Annotated in this window: 15 protein-coding genes and 1 riboswitch; of the genes, 1 reads left to right on the top strand and 14 read right to left on the bottom strand. The window is 27.5% G+C overall.

Going from position 1 to position 18,823, the window contains the following annotated elements:
- The first annotated feature begins 137 nt into the window (after positions 1-137).
- A complete protein-coding gene (locus ACYQ1T_RS09705; RefSeq protein ID WP_459834357.1) occupies positions 138-1,892 on the top strand; it encodes an ATP-dependent metallopeptidase FtsH/Yme1/Tma family protein in 1,755 nt (584 codons plus the stop codon).
- Positions 1,893-1,956: 64 nt separating this feature from the next.
- On the opposite strand, the gene ACYQ1T_RS09700 is transcribed toward ACYQ1T_RS09705, so the two are convergent.
- The 14 genes from ACYQ1T_RS09700 to ACYQ1T_RS09635 form a co-directional block, all read right to left on the bottom strand.
- Positions 1,957-2,640 carry an N-acetylmuramoyl-L-alanine amidase gene (locus ACYQ1T_RS09700; RefSeq protein ID WP_459834355.1) on the bottom strand — a complete coding sequence of 228 codons (684 nt, stop codon included), beginning with the start codon at positions 2,638-2,640 and terminating at the stop codon, positions 1,957-1,959.
- A gap of 146 nt (positions 2,641-2,786) precedes the next feature.
- Positions 2,787-3,989, bottom strand: coding sequence for an alanyl-tRNA editing protein (locus ACYQ1T_RS09695; protein ID WP_459834353.1), 1,203 nt, complete (start codon positions 3,987-3,989; stop codon positions 2,787-2,789).
- Between the two features lie 155 nt (positions 3,990-4,144).
- Entirely contained in the window at positions 4,145-4,960 is an 816-nt protein-coding gene (locus tag ACYQ1T_RS09690; RefSeq protein WP_459834351.1) for a MetQ/NlpA family ABC transporter substrate-binding protein, read from the bottom strand.
- Positions 4,961-5,025: 65 nt separating this feature from the next.
- Positions 5,026-5,661, bottom strand: a complete 636-nt coding sequence (locus tag ACYQ1T_RS09685; protein WP_459834349.1) for a methionine ABC transporter permease — start codon at positions 5,659-5,661, stop codon at positions 5,026-5,028.
- A complete protein-coding gene (locus ACYQ1T_RS09680; RefSeq protein WP_459834347.1) occupies positions 5,661-6,626 on the bottom strand; it encodes a methionine ABC transporter ATP-binding protein in 966 nt (321 codons plus the stop codon). The genes ACYQ1T_RS09685 and ACYQ1T_RS09680 overlap by 1 nt, the downstream gene beginning before the upstream one ends.
- Before the next feature lie 106 nt (positions 6,627-6,732).
- Positions 6,733-6,920: riboswitch (SAM riboswitch) on the bottom strand.
- A gap of 120 nt (positions 6,921-7,040) precedes the next feature.
- A complete protein-coding gene (locus tag ACYQ1T_RS09675; RefSeq protein WP_459836510.1) occupies positions 7,041-7,187 on the bottom strand; it encodes a DUF503 family protein in 147 nt (48 codons plus the stop codon).
- Positions 7,188-7,238: 51 nt separating this feature from the next.
- Positions 7,239-9,599, bottom strand: coding sequence for a glycogen/starch/alpha-glucan phosphorylase (locus tag ACYQ1T_RS09670; RefSeq protein ID WP_459834345.1), 2,361 nt, complete (start codon positions 9,597-9,599; stop codon positions 7,239-7,241).
- A gap of 3 nt (positions 9,600-9,602) precedes the next feature.
- Positions 9,603-11,078 carry a 4-alpha-glucanotransferase gene (gene malQ, locus ACYQ1T_RS09665; protein WP_459834343.1) on the bottom strand — a complete coding sequence of 492 codons (1,476 nt, stop codon included), beginning with the start codon at positions 11,076-11,078 and terminating at the stop codon, positions 9,603-9,605.
- A gap of 20 nt (positions 11,079-11,098) precedes the next feature.
- A complete protein-coding gene (locus ACYQ1T_RS09660) occupies positions 11,099-13,234 on the bottom strand; it encodes a TIM-barrel domain-containing protein (protein WP_459834341.1) in 2,136 nt (711 codons plus the stop codon).
- A gap of 10 nt (positions 13,235-13,244) precedes the next feature.
- Entirely contained in the window at positions 13,245-14,264 is a 1,020-nt protein-coding gene (locus tag ACYQ1T_RS09655) for a LacI family DNA-binding transcriptional regulator (protein WP_459834339.1), read from the bottom strand.
- An 81-nt stretch (positions 14,265-14,345) separates the two neighbouring features.
- The gene (locus ACYQ1T_RS09650) at positions 14,346-15,245 is read right to left on the bottom strand and encodes a sugar ABC transporter permease (protein ID WP_459834336.1); all 900 of its coding nucleotides are present in this window, start codon (positions 15,243-15,245) and stop codon (positions 14,346-14,348) included.
- A 4-nt stretch (positions 15,246-15,249) separates the two neighbouring features.
- Positions 15,250-16,167, bottom strand: coding sequence for an ABC transporter permease subunit (locus ACYQ1T_RS09645; RefSeq protein WP_459834334.1), 918 nt, complete (start codon positions 16,165-16,167; stop codon positions 15,250-15,252).
- 60 nt (positions 16,168-16,227) lie between these two features.
- Entirely contained in the window at positions 16,228-17,436 is a 1,209-nt protein-coding gene (locus ACYQ1T_RS09640) for a sugar ABC transporter substrate-binding protein (RefSeq protein ID WP_459834332.1), read from the bottom strand.
- A 119-nt stretch (positions 17,437-17,555) separates the two neighbouring features.
- Positions 17,556-18,503: a PucR family transcriptional regulator gene (locus tag ACYQ1T_RS09635; protein ID WP_459834330.1), complete on the bottom strand. Its 948-nt coding sequence runs from the start codon at positions 18,501-18,503 to the stop codon at positions 17,556-17,558.
- Positions 18,504-18,823 lie beyond the last annotated feature (320 nt).

Here is an 18,823-nt window from a genome sequence, read left to right as displayed (position 1 = left end):
ATTGTATTTTATCTTTTACAATTAATCCAATACTTACATTGGTAATTTATATGATTTTAAATAGACTTAAATTTTAAAAGTAATATAATATATTCTACAAACAAAATTAATAAGTTTTTTTTAAATTGGAGGTAGTAATGAATAAAGCTAAAAAAAATCTTATTTGGATTCCAATAGCTACTGCTATAATTTCTATAATAGTTTTAGCTTATAGTACTCTACAATCTAAATCTAATATTAGTAAACAATATTCAAATTTTTTAGAAGATATAACTAATGAAAATATTTCAAAGGTTATTATTAATAAAAGTTCAAATTTAACTATATTTTTAAAGGATGGTACAAAATACGTTACACCTAATCCTAATAGTTCTACATTAAAAGAATCATTATTAAAATCTAATATAAATGTACTTGATGAAAATTTTCCACCTTTAAGTAAGACTTTGTCTTCTTCAATACTTGTAATTTCTATATTTTCAATAGCTTTTATGATATTAAATAAAGGTAAGCTAGGTTCATCATCAATGACTAATTTAGATGTAAAAGACTTTAATTCTGATAAAAATAATAATCTTAACTTTAATTCCGTTGCAGGTAATGAAGAAGCAAAGGAAAGTTTAATGGATGTAGTAGATTTTTTAAAACAACCTGAAAAGTACACTGAATATGGAGCGAGAATGCCAAAAGGAGTTATACTTTACGGTTCACCTGGTACTGGTAAAACATTGCTTGCAAAAGCAGTTGCTGGTGAAGCTGGTGTTCCATTTTATGCTTTAAGTGGTTCTGATTTTGTTCAAGTTTATGTAGGGGTTGGAGCTGCTAGAATAAGAAGTTTATTTAAAAAAGCTAAATCTCATGGAAAGGCTGTTATTTTTATAGATGAAATAGATGCTATAGGTAAATCTCGTTCTTCTGGAAATTCTTCTACTGGAAATGATGAACGTGATCAAACCCTAAATGCATTACTTACTGAAATGTCTGGCTTTGGTGAAAAAGACGGTATTATAGTTATTGCAGCTACTAACCGATTAGATACCTTAGATTCAGCATTGCTAAGACCTGGTAGATTTGATAGACATGTAGAAGTATCTCTACCTGATATTAAAGCCAGAGAAAAAATTATATCTTTATATCTAAAAAACAAACCAGTTTCAGAAGAAATTTCTATTAAAGATTTAGCTAAGAAAACTTCATATTTTTCTGGTGCAAAACTAGAAAACTTAATTAATGAAGCTGCTATATTAGCTGCAAAAGATGAATCTAACTTTATTTTAGAAAATCATTTAAATAAAGCTTATAGTATAGTATTAGCAGGTCATGAAAAGAAAGAAAGAGGTCATATGTTACATGAAGATAGATTATTAACATCTTACCACGAAGCTGGACATGCTTTGATATCACTTTTAAAAACTCCTGAAGATAAAATTTCTAAAATAACGATAATTCCTACTACAAAGGGTGCAGGGGGATATACTTTAACTATCCCTGAAGATAAGTCATATCAAAGATTAGACTATTTAAAAAATAGGATTATGGTATTACTTGGAGGAAGAGCTGCTGAGGAATTAATATTTGGAAAAGAAAAAATTTCTACTGGTGCTCAAGGTGATATAACTCAAACAACTGAAATGGCATTAGCTATGATTTCTGAATATGGAATGGGTAATACACTTGGTTTATTAAAACTTTCAAGCCTTGGTTCATTATCTACTAGTTATGGACAGGCTGTGGTACAAGAATGTAGAGAACTTGTAAACTCACTATATGATGAAACATTGAATTTATTAACAGAAAATAAATTTATACTTGATAAATTAGCTATGGAATTACTTGAAAAAGAAACTATAGAGTCTTCTATTTCATTAAATGACCTTACTAATGTTTCTTAAAATATTAATTTATAAAAATTATAGTCTATGTAAGCTTATCAAAGTTTACATAGACTATTTTTACTTATCCTTCAAATGGTATTATATAAGCATCTTCATTTCCTTTTGTTTTTAATTCTTTAAGTGCATTTTCTGCTTCTTCGTATCCTTTATAATATCCTGTGCATATTCTCCATCCTGTTTTACTTGGTGTTTTAGGCTTAGTTACTGGAACGTCTATTAGCACTTTATCTACCATAGCTAAACATGCTTTAGCTATCATGTACCCATATTTTTTTGAATCAAAATTGTTTTCTACGTTTTCATTTGATAAAAAGTCAGCTTCTATTATTACTGCTGGCATATTAGTTTCTCTTAATATTGTATAATTTGCTTCTTTTATTCCTCTGTCTTTTGATTTTAAATTAGATGTTAATTCATCTTTTATGAACTTTGCTAAACTTTCTGATTTATGTCCTTTTTCAAACACAAATACTTCACTTCCAGTTACATATTTATCTACAAAAGAGTTCATATGGAAGCTTACAAAATAATCAGCATTCCAACCATTGGCAATTTTAACCCTTTCGCTTAAATTTAAGGCAACATCTGATGTTCTAGTTAACAGTACTGTTTCACCATTACGCTCTAATAATCTCATAGCTTCATAAACAGCTTCTAAAACTATATCAGCTTCCTTTCTACCTCCACTACCTACTGCTCCAGGGTCATTTCCTCCATGGCCTGCATCTAAAACCCATTTTGCCATGCCTGTCCCTCCTTAATTCTTTATATACTTTTATATATAAAATTTATATTACTACTTAATTTAGTATACTATTCCAAGGGATTCTTCGTTACAAATTTAAAATCTATAATTTCTTTCAAATTAAAAAAGTGGCAATAACCACTTTTTTAATTTAATATATTTTTTATTTTATTGAATGCATAATCTATCATCATCTCTATATTATTATTACTCTTTCCTGCACCTTGTGCTGATATGGCGCTTCCACCACCTTTTCCATCAATAAGAGTAATTGCATCTTTTAATAACTCATTCATATTTATATTTTTTATATTATTTGAAGCTGAAAAAATTACATTAGCTCTATCATTATTTTTAGTAACAATAAGTGCGATTGTATTTTCATTATCTACTATTTTATTTGCTAACTTTTGAATATACTTTACATTTTCATAATTATATATATTTTTTACAATAGAGATATTTCCTATTTTTTCTGCACTTGAAATCATTTCTTTCATTTCATATGCTGCTATCTCTTCTTCTATTTTATTTTTCTCATTTATAGCTTCTCTAAGCTCAAGTGTTAAATTTTTAATACTTTTAATAGCCTCTTCTTCATTACTACTTAAGTATCTACATATTTCACTTACAAATAAATCTTTTCTTAAGGAATCTGAAACTGCTCTATCTCCTGCCAAAAACTCTATTCTTGTTGCCTTCTTATGTTTTTCCCATCTTTTTATTTTTATCATCCTTAAATCTAATGTTGACTTTGGATGCACTCCACAACAAGCATTTATATCTAAATCATCTATTTTAACAACTCTTATTTCTTCATTAGTATTTGGAAGAGCTCTTCTTAAATTTAACTTTTTTAATTCTTTTCTACTTGGTATTAAAAATTCCACATTTAAATTTTTAGCTATCATCTCATTAGCCATTTTTTCAGCTTCTCTTATTTTTTCTTCTTCAAGATATCCTTCAATATCAACTGTACTACTATCTTTTCCTAAATGAAAGCTAACAGTATTTGCATTAAATAATTTATAAAAACAACCTGAAAGAACATGTTGGGCAAAATGCTGATTCATTCCATCCCTTCTTCTTTCCCAATCTATCTGACACTTTACTTTATGTATTTTAATAAGTTTTCTTTCTAATACATGATATATAACTTCATTTTCCTCATAAACATCTATTACCTCTATATTCTCTATTACACCTAAATCACAAAATTGACCACCACCACCTGGGAAAAATGCAGTTTTATCTAATACGACATGATATCTTTCATCTTTTTCTTTAACATCTATAACTTCTGCTGTAAATTCTTTTATATATTGATCTTTATAATATAACTTTTCCATTTAAATTCTCCAATCATATGAATTTCCAATTAATACTTGTTTTTATAATATTAATTCTACATTTATTATAACAAATTTATTTTGTTATATATTAGTATTATAATACAATAAAACCACTTGAGATAAAAACTCAAATGGTTTTATTATATTTATTATTAGAATGTTGGAATTACAGCTCCATTATATTTTTCATTTATAAACTTCTTAACATTTTCTGAAGTTAACGCTTTAGTTAGAGCCTTTATTTTATCTGAATCTTCATTTCCTTTTTTAACTGCTAATATATTTCTATATACTTTAGCTGCCTCAGCATCTTTATCTTCAATAGCTAATGAATCTTTAGATGGATTTAAACCAGCTTCTATAGCATAATTCCCATTAATTACAGCTGCATCAACTTCTTCTAAAACTCTTGGTAATTGTGCCGCTTCTAATTCTTCAAATTTTAAGTTCTTAGCATTTTCTGTTATGTCCTTAGGTGTAATTAACTCTCCAGCCTTTAATTTTATTAACCCTTGTTTTTCTAATAATCTTAAGGCTCTAGCTTCATTTGATGGATCATTTGGTATAGCTATCTTAGCTCCATCTTTTAGTTCCTTTAACTCCTTTGTTTTTTTGGAGTATATAGCAATTGGTTCTAAATGAACTTCAGCTGTATAAGCTAAATTTAATTTCTTGCTTTCATTTGTTTCATTTAAGTATGATATATGCTGAAAATAATTTGCATCAATCTCTCCATCTGCTAAAGCTGTATTTGGTGTAACATAATCTGTAAACTCTACTATTTCTAATTTGTAGCCTTCCTTTTCTAGTTCTGGTTTTATATGCTCAACTATTTCCTTATGAGGTACTGGAGTAACTCCTATTTTAATTGTTTTATTATCTCCTTCGCTCTTTTTTGCCCCACATCCAACTAGCCCTAAAGCTAAAACTCCTGCTAATACTGTTACTAATATTGATTTTCTTTTCATATTGAATACCCCCTAAATTTTATTACTTATTTTTAATTTTTGAGCTTCTATCACTTTAATTTAAATTAAGATAGCTTTTTATATAAATAATTTCCTAAGGATTGAAGTCCTTGAACTATTACTATCAATAAAATTACTGTAACAATCATTATATCTGTTTGATATCTTTGATACCCATATCTTACAGCAACATCTCCAAGACCGCCTCCTCCTACTGTTCCAGCCATTGCTGAATATCCTATTATAGTTATAATAATTAATGTTAATCCTGATATAATTGATGGTACTGCTTCTTTAAACATTACCTTAAAAATTATTTGTGTATTTGAAGCTCCAAAAGATTTTGCTGCTTCTATAACTCCATTATCAACTTCTTTTAAAGCTGATTCTATTACTCTTGTAACAAAAGGTGCTGCTGCTATTGTAAGTGGCACTATTGCTGCTGTAGTTCCAATGCTTGTACCAACTATAAACTTAGTAATTGGAACTATTGAAACTATTAAAATTATAAATGGAAAACTTCTTAAAATATTTACTATATAATTTAAAACTTTATATACTACTTTATTTGGCTTTAATCCATCCTCTGCCGTTACTATTAATATAATTGCTGGTACAAATCCTAATATTAATGAAAATATTGTAGAGAACAATACCATTATTATTGTTTTATTAAAAGCTGGTATAAGAATATCAAGCATTAATTAAGCACCTCCAATATAATATTTTTTTCTTCTAAATATTTCATTACTTTTTCTTTATCTAAAGCATTAATATTTATTACTAAGCTTCCAAGTACATCATTTCTAAATTTCTCTAGCTTGCCCCAAACTATTGAAAAATCTACCCCAAGTTCTCTTGCCATCTTTGTTATAAGTGCATTTTCTGATGATGTACTTGGAAAGAATAGTTTTATGTTAATCCCTGTTGTCGGTAGTAATTCATCATTTTCTTGACCTAAGAATTTCTTAAGAGCTCCCCCTGGTTTTAGAAAAAGTTGCTCTGCTTTTCCCTCTGCTTTTAAAATGCCCCCTTCTATTAATGCAACTTTTTCACAAACTTCTTTAACTACCTCCATTTGATGGGTAACAATAACAATTGTAATTCCTAATTCCTTATTAATTTTTGAAAGTAATGCTAAAATATCCTTTGTTATTTTAGGATCTAAAGCTGATGTTGCTTCATCACAAAGTAATATTTTAGGTTCTAATGCAAGAGCTCTTGCTATAGCTACTCTTTGCTTTTGGCCTCCACTTAAATTATTTGGTTTAACTTTTGCCTTGTCTTCAAGTCCAACTAGCTTTAAAAGCTCCATTACTTTTTCATTTATATAACCTTTTTTATATCCCCAAACCTCTAATGGTAATGCAATATTTTCAAATACTGTCTTTCTACTTAAAAGGTTAAAGTTTTGAAATATCATTCCTAGGTTTTTTCTAAATTTTCTTATTTCATTATTCCCTAATTTATTTACTTCCTTTCCCATTACCTTCACAGATCCACCATTATATCCTTCTAATCCGTTTATACATCTTAAAAGTGTTGATTTTCCTGCTCCACTATGTCCTATAAGGCCGTAAATCTCTCCTTCTTTTATATTTATTGAAATATCCTTTAATACTTCTAACTTCCCAAACTTTTTATTTAAATTACTTATTTCTATCATATATTTCACCACCTAATTTAAATTTAATAATTAAATTTTTTAATATACAAAAAAAGCACTGGAGAATAAATCTCTAGTGCTTATAAAAATCGCCTGTTAATTTACCCTCTCATCTTTCAGCTATAACAGCTGCTGGAATTAGCACCACATTAATCTTTAAATAGTTTAATTAGAAATATTTAATAAATTTAGATATACCAAATTTATTGCTTATCTATTTAAAATTAACCTAATTTATTGATTATAGGTTGCTGGGTTTCACAGGGCCAGTCCCTCCACCACTCTTGATAAGAAATCTTTTAAAATTTATTAAGTTTTATTTATATTAATATACGATTTTTTCTTTTATTTGTCAATATAATTTTTGTTATTTTTCTATTATCTTTTTTTAGACTCTATTTTTTAATAAAGTTTTTAGAAAGTATCTTCATCTTTTTCTATTTCCATTATCTCAGCATCAGTATTACATTCTATAAAATTAATTATTTTTTCAATAGTTGAATCTACAATAGCAGAGTTATTACAAACACCTGAAATACCTATTACAATAATTTGGTGAATGTCTTGCTAATCAATTTCACCTACAGAGATATTAAATTTATTATTCAAATACTAATTGTTTTTTATCTTTTTTATATTCCAAATATCATTACTATATTCCATTATAGTTCTATCACTTGAGAATATGCCACCATTACATAAGTTTTCAAAGCAAATTTTTGCCCATCTTTCTTTATCTTTATATGCTTCAAAAAGATTATCTTCCATATCTTTAAATGCCTTAAAATCTGCTAATAGATAATATCCATCTCCATCTCTTAATAATGCATTATATATATCTTCAAAATATCCAAAGCCACTATCATCAAAAGTTCCATCTATTAATGAATCAACTACTCTCTTTAAACTCTTATCATTTTCATAGTAATATTTTGAATCATACTTTCCTTCTATTTTTTCTATATCCTCTACTCTTAATCCAAAAATAAAGTTATTTTCTTCCCCACTTTCTCTAACAATTTCTACATTAGCTCCATCATAAGTTCCAAATGTAGGAGTTCCATTTATCATAAACTTCATATTACCTGTACCTGAAGCTTCTTTACCTGCTGTTGATATTTGCTTAGAAACATCTGCTGCTGGAAATAATTTTTCTGCATAAGATACTCTATAGTTTTCTACAAATACTATTTTTATTTTTCCATTTATATCTTTATCATTATTTACTTTCTTAGCTATTTCATTAATAAATTTTACAATTCCCTTAGCTCTATAGTATCCAGGGAATGCCTTTGCTCCAAATATAAATGTATTATTAGGTATATCTAAATCTGGATTTTCTTTTAATCTATAATAAAGATCTAAAATATAAAATGCATTTAATAATTGTCTCTTATATTCATGTAATCTCTTTATTTGTATATCAAATATTGAATTTGGATTTATTTCTATACCTTCTGTTTCTTTAATATATTCTGCAAGTTGTACTTTCTTTTCATATTTTATATCCATAAATCTATTTAGTACATTTTTATCATCTTTATAAGTCTCAAGTTCTTTAAGCTTTGATAAATCTTTTATCCAATCTTCATTCCCTAAAAGCTCAGTTATTAATGCTGATAGTTCTTTATTACATAACCTTAACCATCTTCTAGGAGTTATACCATTAGTTTTGTTTTGGAACTTTTCTGGATATAATTTATACCAATTATTTAATTCAATATCTTTTAAGATATCTGTATGAAGCTGTGCCACTCCATTAACAGCAAAACTCATTGAAATAGCTAAGTTAGCCATTCTTACAAGTCCACCATCTATAATGCTAAATTCCTTAATTTCCTTATCTGAATATCCTTTTTCTTTCAATTCTTTAATAAAGTTTTTATTTATTTCATTTATAATTGTTAAAACTCTTGGGAAAAGTTTCTTCATTAACTTTTCATCCCATTTTTCTAATGCCTCTGCTAATATTGTATGGTTTGTATAAGCAAAAATCTTTCTTGATAATTCACTTGCTCTTTCAAATGTAACATTATATTCATCAACTAATATTCTTATAAATTCAGGTATTGCTAAAACAGGATGAGTATCATTTAATTGAAATACATGCTTTAATTCAAATTCATCAAAATTCATTCCATAAATACTTATATGCTTTCTAATAACATCTTGAAGAGAAGCACTTACTAGTAAATATTGTTGTCTTAACCTTAATATTTTTCCTTCTTTTGATGAATCATTTGGATATAATACTCTTGAAATATCCTCTGCTTTATTTTTAAGTTTTACTGCTTTATTATATTTCCCATCATTAAATGAATTAAAATCGAATTCCACTATTGGTTCACATTTCCATAGTCTTAATGTATTAATATTTTTAGACTTATATCCTATAATTGGAGTATCATAAGGAACGGCCTTAACCTCCATATCTTTAAACTTAACTATTACTGAATCTCTATCTTTTCTAATACTCCAAGGATCACCATAAGTTAGCCAGTTATCTCCTTCTTCATATTGATTTCCATCTTTAAAATATTGCTTAAATAGACCATTTGTATATCTAATTCCATATCCTTTTAACGGAACTTCCATTGCTGCTGCTGAATCCATAAAACATGCTGCAAGTCTTCCAAGACCACCATTACCTAATCCTGCATCTTCCTCAATCTCTTCTATTTTGTTAATATCTATATTTAACTCATTTAATAACTCTTTAACCTCTTCATATAAACCTAAACTAATAAGATTATTTCCTAATGCTCTTCCCATTAAATATTCCGCTGATAAATAATAAGCATTTTTTTCTGACTCATAAACTTTATTTGTATCTTGCCAATTATCTACTAAAATCTCCATTAATGATAATGATAATGCATTAAATATTTCATGTTCATTTGCATTTTCTAATTTAACACAATGATTTACTTTTAAATTTCTTTCAATGCTAGTTTTTAATGATACCTTATCCATAATTTACACCCTTCCATAAATCTTAGTTAATTTATATATACTTTCTGATAATTCTTGTGTGAAATATTTTTTTCTAGCTCTCCACTTCCAATTTTTACCTAAGGTAGATGGTAAATTCATTCTTGCTTCATTACCTAAAGCTAGAAAATCTTGCATTGTTGTTATAGCTAAATATGCAACACTTCCAAAAGCTCCTCTTATAAAACCTCTTGCTATTCCTTCTTCATAATTTAATGATAGATATTCTTTTGCATTATAAACTTCATTTTTACTTGCAGTTACATCATACCAACCACAAATAGTATCATTGTCATGAGTTCCAGTATATACAACGCAATTTTTGGTATAATTATGTGGCAGATAGCTTCCATCACCACCAAAGGCAAATTGTAATACCTTCATTCCTGGAAAGCCTGTCTTATTTCTAAAATCTATTACTTCATCTGTTAACATACCTAAGTCTTCTGCAATTATATCTACTTCACCAAGCTCTTCCTTAATTGCATTAAATAATTTTATAGCAGGTCCCTTTATCCATTTACCATTTATAGCTGTTTTTTCACCATAAGGTATTTCCCAGTATGACTCAAAACCTCTAAAATGATCTATTCTAACAACATCATAAAGCTTTAAACTTTCTCTTATTCTATCTATCCACCAAGTATATCCATCTTTTTCTAAGTTGTCCCAATTATATATAGGATTTCCCCAAAGTTGACCTGTTTCTGAAAATGCATCTGGTGGACATCCTGCTACTTTAGTTGGTTTCATATCTTTATCTACCTTAAAGTATTTAGGATTACTCCAAATATCTGCACTGTCCTCTGCCACATATATAGGTATATCCCCTATTATTTTTATTCCTTTACTATTTGCATACTCTTTTAAATCATGCCATTGTTTAAAGAAAATATATTGGACAAAAGCCCAGTAGTTAATTTCATCCTTTAACTTAATCTTATAACTTTTTATAGCCTCATCTTTTCTTAATCTTATATCATCATCCCACTCTTGCCAGCTAACTAATTTAAAGTGATTTTTTACTGCCATATATAAAGTATAATCTTCCAACCAAAACTTATTTTTTTCTTTAAACTCTATTAAATCATTATCAATTTTTCCTTTGGAGTTTTCATATGCTATTCTTAATACTTTATTTTTAGCTATAAATATTTTAGAGTAATCTATTGAAGTTTCATCTTTCCCATAATCTAAATCTATATAATCTTCTTCCTTTAAAAAATTATCTCTTTTAAGTAGTTCAAAATCTATAAAATATGGGTTTCCTGCGAAAGCTGAAAAACATTGATACGGTGAATCACCGTAACTAGTTTGCCCCAAAGGCAATATTTGCCAATATTTTTGTCCACTATTCTTTAAAAAATCAACAAATGCAACCGCTTCCACGCCAAAGGTACCAATACCAAATTTACCTGGAAGAGATGAAATATGCATTAATATTCCACTACTTCTTTCCATAATTTATCCTCACATTCCTATTAAAGTTTCAAAGTTTTAATTTTCTCATTTCCATTATTATCTATTATTAATACTTCTAGTTCTTTTATTTTTATATCCCCAATTTTATTTATACAAATATCAAAATCATCACTTTGTTTAACTATTTTTATCTTTAAAGTATTGAACTTACCTTCTTTATAGTTATTTGTTGCTCCGTCATCATCATAATATTCATATTCTGCAATATCATTTACAAAAGCAATTAATTTTAATGATTCACTATTTATATTTTCAACATTGTTTGCTTCTTTTGCTAAAGGAAGTATTTTGTTTAATTTTATGAATATTGGGAATATTTCAATTGGAATATCTATATAATGATGTCCCTTTTCCATAATCTCTATTTTTATATTATCTATACTTTCGACTTTAAGCATTGCCATTTTTTCTGGTAAATAAATATATCTTCCATAATTATTTTGTTTATAAATTGGTGCTACCATAATAGAATCTCCAACTATTAATTGATCTTCTATTGAACTTACAAGCTCATCATTATATTCAAAATTTAATGTTTTAAATAATAAATCATAGTTTTTAGTAGCTTTCATATATTCACTATATAAATAAGGTATTAATGAATATCTAAACTTTATTACACTTTTTAATATATTTTCAGTATTTTTATTAAATGCATATGGTTCTTGTTTTCTTGTGCCAAGAGCAGAATGATTTCTAAATAGTGGAGTAAATACACTAAATTGATGCCATCTAATAGCTAAATCTTCTGTTACATTTCCACCAAATCCACCGGTATCTGCTCCTGTATATAGGAATCCACACAGATTTAAATTCATCATCATCTTAATATTTAACTCTAAACTTTCCCAAGATGAATTATTATCTCCAGTCCATATTCCACCATATCTATGCATTCCTATCATTGAAGCTCTTGAAAATAATAAAAATCTTTTATTATTTTCTATATTCTTTAAGCCTTCTGATGCTGATCTTGTCATATTATATCCATATAAATTATGAACATCATTATGATTAACAAGTTGTCCATTTACATTATGATAAAAACTATTATAATCCTTGCTACTATTACTTAGATTTTGAAATGAATCTTTAAGATTAAAGTAGCTATATATATCTAAATTTTTATTTTTACTTTCTTCAACAATTTTATACGCTTCTTTTAAACCCTCTTCTGAATAAAAGATTGCAGGTTCGTTCATATCATTCCAAAATCCTTCAATTCCTTTATCAGTTAAAAATTTATATTTTTCTCCAAACCATTTTCTAACATCACTATTTAAAAAATCTGGAAAATGTACTTTTCCTGGCCATACTGCTGCAACAAATTCTTTGCCATTCTTATCTAAACAGTAGTATCCTTTTTCAACACCTTCTTCACAAACATCATACCCTTTTTCAATTTTAACTCCTGCATCTATAATGGGAATTAATCTTACACCCTTAATTTTAAATTCTTTAACCATTTCCTCAAAATCTGGAAATGCTTTTCTGTCTATTGTGAAATTTTTAAAATTTTCCATATAATCAATATCTAAATAAATACAGTCTATTGGAATATCCCTATTTTTAAATTCATTAAATACTTCTAAAACTTCTTTTTTATTTTTATAACTCCACCTACTTTGTTGATATCCAAAAGCCCATTTTGGTGGAACATAATTTTCACCTATAAGTTTTCTAAACTCCTTAGAAATTTCACTTATAGCTTCTCCTTTGATTATATATATATCAAAATCCCCACCTGGTATTTTTATTTCTAATATATTACTAGAAGTATATCCTATATCAAAAATTACTCTTCCCGGAGAATCTATAAAAACTCCAAACTTTTCTATACCATTTATCATTATGAAGTTATGAGCTCCATAAAGCGATTTTTTATCTGAGCTATGACTAAATTCATCTGTACAATAGCTTTCGTATATCCATCCTCTCTTATTTATTCCTCTTGTGTTTTCACCTAATCCATATATAATATCCTTATTATCCATCTTGTAGGTTATAGTATTTTCTGAATTAATTTCTAAATAAGGTAAATTAGCTATTTCATCACTTTCTATATTAATTACAACACTGTTACAATTAATTTTTTTATTTATTGAAAATCTACTAATATTGTTATGCTTTGTCATAATCTTTCCCCTACTTCTTTAAATAATTACTTGACTCTCTTTTTACTAATTCTGTTTGTAATAAAATATGTTTATTTTCAGTTTTCTTATTTATTAACTTTAATAATAAATCGACACTTATTTTAGCCATATTACTTTTAGGCTGTATTACCGTAGTTATAGATGGTGTATAAAACTTACTTATATCCATACCATCAAAACCTATAATTGAAATATCCTTTCCAATTCTTAACCCTCTATCAGTGATAGCTTTTGCACATCCTACCGCCATAATATCTGATATTGCAAATATTGCCGTTATATTATTATTGTTATCTAAAAGATTATTCATAGCTTCATATGCCCCATTATAATCATAATGGCCTAAAATTCTATATTTTTCATTGAAAGATATATTATTATCTGCAAGGGCTCTTAAATAGCCTCTTTCTCTTAGATATCCTATTCCATGGTCATTTTCTTCACCTAGTATAATTGCAATATTTTTATGCCCACCCTCTATTAAGTATTTTATAGCTGAATATGCAGCCTCATCATTATCAATACATACTGAAGAAAACTTTTTGCATTCTTTTCTGTATTTATGATTTACTGATGTTAAAATTACTGGAACTTCTATATTTTCAAAATCTTCATTTTCAATATTTGTGAAGTTTCCTCCTAAACAAATTATTCCTTGTAATCTTTTCTCTTTTACCATAGATATTACATTACTTATTTCATCATCACTTAAATAATCATGATGTTCTAAAATCATAGAATATCCAGCTTTAGAGATCTCCTTACTTATAACATCTAATATTTCAGAAAAGAATGGATTAAAAACCCCTTTAATTAAAACACCTATATTATTTGTATTATTCTTTTTTAAATTTCTTGCACTATTATTAGGTATATAATTATTTTCTTTTATAATTTCCAGAACTCTTTCTCTTGTTTTTTCCTTTACATCTGGATGATTATTGATAACCCTAGATACTGTACTTACACCTACTCCTGCTATTTTGGCTATATCTCTTATGTTTGTCATAAATTTCTCCACCTTTTCACAAAATAATCGGTATCGTTTCCATTGCTTATTATACTCTTATAAGAGACAGCTTTAAATACTCTATTCCTTTACTGATCCAGAAACTAATCCACCTGCTATATATTTTTGTAATAACATAAATATAACAACTATTGGTAGTGCTGACATTACTGCTGCTGCTGAATACATTGTCCAGTTTGCTGAGAAATTATTTGTTATAAATTTTTGCAGTCCTGTTGTTATTGTTTGTAATGGTGCATTCTTAAGAATAGCTGATGTAAACATAAATTCACTATAAGCTCCAATAAAAGCAAATAAGAAAATAACTATCATCATATTTCTAAGTAATGGTAATATAATTTTTATAAATATTTGCATTGTAGATGCTCCATCTATAGATGCTGCTTCTACTAAATCTCCTGGTATTCCATCTACAGATCCTTTTAAAAGCCATATATTATATGCACTTCCACCTGCTAATATTAGTATTAATACCCAAGGTTTATTAGTAAGTTTTAATGCATAAACTATTCCCATAATTGCTGGTAATGCCATTGTAGTTGGGAACATCTGAAGAATTAATAAACTCATTAATCCATTTTTTCTTCCTTTAAATCTTAATTTTGAGAAAGCAAATGCAGCTGGTACTGATAGTACTAATTGAATAATTGCAACTGCTGTACAAATTAATAATGAATTTTTTACCCAAAGAATAAAATCTGTTTCTTTTATTACTCTTATGTAATTTTCTAAGGTCCATTGTGATGGGAAAAAGGTAGTTTGATTAAAGGATTGTCCTTTTGCCATAGATGCTGAAATAACTGCAACTATAGGAAATAGAGTTATAGTTATCATAATCCATAAAAATATTCTTCCTAGCCAGGCATTTCTTATTTCATCAGGTCTTAGTTTCTTTTTATATTTTAAATTTGATTGTTTTCTTGTGTTTAATCTATTATTTACATTCACTTGTGTTTGCATAATATTAATCAACCTCCTTAAACTGACCTGAAGCTCTCATTTGGATAAATGAAATTGATGCAATTATTATAAATATTATTATACTAAGTGCTGATGCAATATCATATCTTCCAAATTGCATTGAAAGTTTATAATTTACTGATGCTAATATATCTGTATATCCTGCAAATTGACTTGTTAATCTTGGAGGACCTCCTGCTGTAATAAGAAAAGCTGATCCAAAATTGTTAAAGTTAAAGGCAAATGATGATATTATAAGTGGATATGCTGTTTTAGTTAATGAAGGTAATGTAATACTTACGAATTGTTTCCATTTACTTGCACCATCAACCATTGCTGCTTCATAATATACTTCTGGAATAGCAGCTAATGATCCTAAGCATACATTCATCATGTAAGGGAATCCAAGCCATATATTAACCATTATTATACTTATTCTTGCTAAGTTAGGATCAGTTAACCATTTTATTGGTTCATGAATTATATTTAACTCCATTAAAACATTATTTATTTGCCCATAACTTCCATTAAACAAACCTTGGAATGAAAGAATTGCTACTGCCGCTGGTAATGCCCATGGAAGAATAAGAATTCCTTTATAAAATCCTCTTTCTTTTATATTTTCATTATTTAAAACCATTGCAATTATTAGTCCTAAAAAAAAGCATCCTAATGTAGATATTATTGCGAAAATCATCGTCCAGATAAATACTGGTAAAAAAGTTTCTTTAAAGGGTCCGGTTAGAACTTCTTTAAAATTAGCTAAACCAACTAAGTTTATATTCCCTTTTGAAAACTGTGTATAATCAGTAAATGAATAATAAATAGTTGAAATAATTGGCATTACTGTGAATATTAGAATTGATATTAGTGCTGGTGCTAAAAAATAATATGCCTTTCTATTTCTAGCCTTTAAACCCATATATAGTCCCCCTTTATTTTATAGAGATAGGAAACTCCTATCTCTATAAATTATTTGTAATTATTTTAATTGAGCTATTCCCTCTTTAACTTGATTAACTATATTAGTTGCACAAGTATCAACATCTATTTGACCTGCAGTTAATAGCTTAAGATTGTTCGCTGCTGGTTCCCACATAGCTTGAACTTCTGGAATATTTGGCATTGGAGTAGCAACTTTTGCTTGTTCCATAAATGCTTTTGTATATTCATCATCAACTTTAGCATCCTTTAATACAGGAATTCTATTACCAGCTTTATAAACTATTTCACTTGACTTAGAAACCAATTCTTCCATTAGCTTCCACGCTGCATCTTTATTCTTTGAATTAGCATTAACAAAAGCAACTTGTACACCTAAGAATGTTTCAGGTGCTTTTCCTCCTAAAGTTGGCATCGGAACAACTCCAAAGTTTACTCCAGCTTCTTTAGAAGCTGCTACATCCCAAGGACCTGAAATATAGAATGCACTCTTTCCTGATGTAAAGTCAGCTTTAGCAATATCTCCTGTTATATCAGCCGCCATTAATTTATCATCAACAACTAATTTCTTTATAAATTCATATCCAGCTTTTGCACCAGCATTTCCTAATCCTATATCATCTGGTTTTAATGTTCCATTATCATTTTTATAAACATATCCACCACCAGCTGATAAGAATGCATAACTCATATAAAAGTTTTTTACATCATATTCAAATCCAACTTCCTTAGCTTTAGTAGCTAATTCTTCCATTGTTTTTGGAACTTCCTTAACCTTATCTTTGTTATAGAATAATGTACTAGTTTCTTGAGCTAGTGGAACTGCATATTGTTTTCCACCAATTGTTACTGAGTCTACAATACCTTGTGAAGTATATTTGTCAGCTGTTACTAATCCACTTGGAACTTCATCTGTAATTCCAGCTTTTTGGAATGTTCCTAAATTATCATGAGGTGCCCCTAAAATTAAGTCTGGGCCATTATCACTTTGAGCTGCTTGAATCATTTCTTGGAACTTTCCTTTGTCTTCAACAACATTTACTTCAAAGTTGTTAGCGTCTCCCCAAGCTTTAGCAACAGTTTCAAACTCTTTAACTTCATTAGTAGTTAAATGTGACCATACTGTTAAAGTTTGCTTTTTATTTGATGATGCTTTTTCATCATCACCTTTACTTCCACAACCTACTAATGAAGTTGCACATAAAACTCCTGCAATTAAAACTGCTAATAATTTTGAACGTTTTCCCATAATAAATTCCTCCCAATATCTATTTAAACCTATAATTTAGGTTTATAGCATTTTATTAATTATTAAAAATACTCTTTACCGTACTTAATATAAAATTCCGGTACCGTTTCCAAAAATGTTTAAAAATTATTTTTATCACTAGTTTCTTTCCACACTAGAAATAAAATTCTAAATTCTGTAGCTTCATTAAAATTTGTTATGTCATAATTTACTATTTTCTTTATCTTATCAATTCTATAAAACAATGTATTTCTATGAATAAATAACTTATCTGCTGCTTCACTTATACAAAGTCCTTTGTTAAAGAATACTTCTATTGTTTTTATTAAGTCCTCATCTAACCTTGAAAATACTTCATTATATTTACTAAAAATTCTTTTTCTTTCGTTATCGCTAACTCTACTTAATAACCTTTCAAGAAGTAATGAATTTTCGTCATAAACTTTATCAGCTAGTCCATATTTAATGCAAACTTCTATATTTGCTTTTAAATATTCGAATTTTTCTTTCAATTCAAAGTATTCGTCTATTCTTGCATAACTTATATAACCCTTTCCTTTAGTACATTCTTTTAAGTCAATTAAAATATTTTCTATTTTATTTTCAGTAATATCATTTTTACTTATTACTACAATGTAGTCATCTACTTTAACTAATATAGATTCCTTTTCTAAATATTTCTTTTCTAATAGCTTTATTACTTTTTGAGTTTTCTCCTCTAAATATATAACAATTAATTTAAATGGCTTATACTTTATTACTTGATTTAATGCCTCAGTAGAAAACTCTCTTCCTTTAAGTATATCATTTATTATTTCTTCTTTAGATTTTACTGCATTTTTAAGTTCTTGTTCTAAGCAATACTTTAAAAGATCAATACAGTTAATATAACTTTCTGGAACTTCTAATATAAAATCTTCTGTTTGTATTTTTAAGTTTGTTTCAATTATCTCTTTATTATATCCTCCTAATAAATTTGCTATTACAGTTCCATCTTTTTCAATTATATTAAAGGGGATTTTTATTTCTTCACTTATCTTTTCAAAAGAATTTTTTAATCCATACATAAAATTCCTCCTATAAGATTATTAGCTATAACTTCAGATAACGTTTGCATCAATATCAAAAAATTTTTTATTAGAAACGTTACCAATTTTGTTAAACTTTCATAAAACTATTTTAATAAATAAATTAATTGAACTTCATGTTAATATTTACCTTATGTCTATATTATACTTATGCAATCGTTTGTATTCAATAGTAAATTATTACAATTAATATTGCTTTTTTTTGTTTTTTCTCCAAAAGGTTTTTTAAAATATTTTTAATACTATAAACATAAGAGCATATTATAACTTAATAATATGCTCTTATGTTATTATAAACT

Source organism: Clostridium carnis (genome assembly GCF_054657435.1).
The sequence above is the reverse complement of the archived record's forward strand: the minus strand, read 5'-3'. Positions and strand labels throughout refer to the sequence as shown.

Coding starts and splice junctions, on each gene's coding strand:
- ACYQ1T_RS09705 (WP_459834357.1), top strand. CDS start 138: ATGAATAAAGCTAAAAAAAATCTTATTTGGATTCCAATAGCTACTGCT.
- ACYQ1T_RS09695 (WP_459834353.1), bottom strand. CDS start 3,989: ATGGAAAAGTTATATTATAAAGATCAATATATAAAAGAATTTACAGCA.
- ACYQ1T_RS09655 (WP_459834339.1), bottom strand. CDS start 14,264: ATGACAAACATAAGAGATATAGCCAAAATAGCAGGAGTAGGTGTAAGT.
- ACYQ1T_RS09685 (WP_459834349.1), bottom strand. CDS start 5,661: ATGCTTGATATTCTTATACCAGCTTTTAATAAAACAATAATAATGGTA.
- ACYQ1T_RS09660 (WP_459834341.1), bottom strand. CDS start 13,234: ATGACAAAGCATAACAATATTAGTAGATTTTCAATAAATAAAAAAATT.
- ACYQ1T_RS09690 (WP_459834351.1), bottom strand. CDS start 4,960: ATGAAAAGAAAATCAATATTAGTAACAGTATTAGCAGGAGTTTTAGCT.
- ACYQ1T_RS09670 (WP_459834345.1), bottom strand. CDS start 9,599: ATGGATAAGGTATCATTAAAAACTAGCATTGAAAGAAATTTAAAAGTA.
- ACYQ1T_RS09680 (WP_459834347.1), bottom strand. CDS start 6,626: ATGATAGAAATAAGTAATTTAAATAAAAAGTTTGGGAAGTTAGAAGTA.
- ACYQ1T_RS09650 (WP_459834336.1), bottom strand. CDS start 15,245: ATGCAAACACAAGTGAATGTAAATAATAGATTAAACACAAGAAAACAA.
- malQ (WP_459834343.1), bottom strand. CDS start 11,078: ATGGAAAGAAGTAGTGGAATATTAATGCATATTTCATCTCTTCCAGGT.
- ACYQ1T_RS09635 (WP_459834330.1), bottom strand. CDS start 18,503: ATGTATGGATTAAAAAATTCTTTTGAAAAGATAAGTGAAGAAATAAAA.
- ACYQ1T_RS09700 (WP_459834355.1), bottom strand. CDS start 2,640: ATGGCAAAATGGGTTTTAGATGCAGGCCATGGAGGAAATGACCCTGGA.
- ACYQ1T_RS09645 (WP_459834334.1), bottom strand. CDS start 16,167: ATGGGTTTAAAGGCTAGAAATAGAAAGGCATATTATTTTTTAGCACCA.
- ACYQ1T_RS09640 (WP_459834332.1), bottom strand. CDS start 17,436: ATGGGAAAACGTTCAAAATTATTAGCAGTTTTAATTGCAGGAGTTTTA.